The organism is Sphaerisporangium sp. NPDC088356, assembly GCF_040685555.1.
Taxonomy (GTDB): Bacteria; Actinomycetota; Actinomycetes; order Streptosporangiales; family Streptosporangiaceae; genus Sphaerisporangium.
Map to the genome: position 1 here is coordinate 2,945 of NZ_JBFBIK010000219.1, position 999 is coordinate 3,943.

Here is a 999-nt window from a genome sequence, read left to right on the forward strand (position 1 = left end):
GGTTGAACGGAGGACGGCCACCACGGTCATCGCGGTTGAACGGGCGACCACCGCCACCCTCACGGTTGAACGGACGGCCACCGCGGTCATCACGGCTGGACGGACGGCTCTCGCGACCCTCGTAGGAAGGACGCGCACCACGGTCATCGCGGCCTTCACGGCTGAACGGACGTGGCCCCGAGGCGCCACGATCGTCCCGGTGGGCGGGACGGCCACCACGGTCATCGCGATTGAACGGACGGCCGCCACTCTCGCCGCGATCGTCCCGGTTGAACGGGGGACGACCGCCACGGTCGTCCCGGTTGAACGGACGAGCACCGCGGTCAGCGCGGTCGTCACGGTTGAACGGACGGCCACCACGGTCATCGCGATCACGCCACCCGGAGGAACTCGCAGGACGGCCCTCTCCTGAGCCACCGCGGTCGTCACGGGTGAAGGGACGGCCACCGCCCGGCCGGTCGTCACGGTTGAACGGAGGGCGCCCACCAGCGCGATCGTCACGACCCTCGCGACCGTACGAACGGTCACCAGAGCCTCCCCGATCGTCACGGTGCGGGGGACGGCCCTCGCGCTCGCCGCGATCGTCACGGTTGTACGGACGCGCACCGGGACCGCCGCGGCCTTCACGGCTGAAGGGACGCGCGGCGGAACCCCCGCGATCGTCCCGCTGGAACGGACGGCCTCCACGGTCGCCGGACGCGGAGGGGCGACCGCCACGGTCGTCCCGATCGCGCCAGCCGGAGGAACCGGCGGCGGGGCCACTCTCGCGCCGCTCCCCGGGACGGGAATCCGGCCGGCCACCCTCGCGATAAGGATGGTCACCACCGCGCGCGGCGTACGAACCCCCGCCATGGCCGCCAGGCGCGCGATCACGGTCACCACGGCCATAGGAACGCTCGCCGCCGGATCCACCCCGGTCATCACGGTTGAACGGCGGACGACCACCCCGGTCATCACGGTTGAACGGCGGACGACCACCCCGGTCATCACGGTTGAACG

Annotated in this window: 2 protein-coding genes; both read left to right on the plus strand. The window is 72.0% G+C overall.

Annotation, left to right across the window (positions count from 1 at the left end):
* Positions 1-412 (plus strand): hypothetical protein (locus AB0O34_RS36100; RefSeq protein ID WP_363923382.1); only part of this gene is annotated, 412 nt, incomplete at its 5' end.
* A 138-nt stretch (positions 413-550) separates the two neighbouring features.
* Positions 551-999, plus strand: a 449-nt coding sequence (locus AB0O34_RS36105; RefSeq protein WP_363923384.1) for a hypothetical protein, incomplete at its 3' end; no start/stop codon positions are given.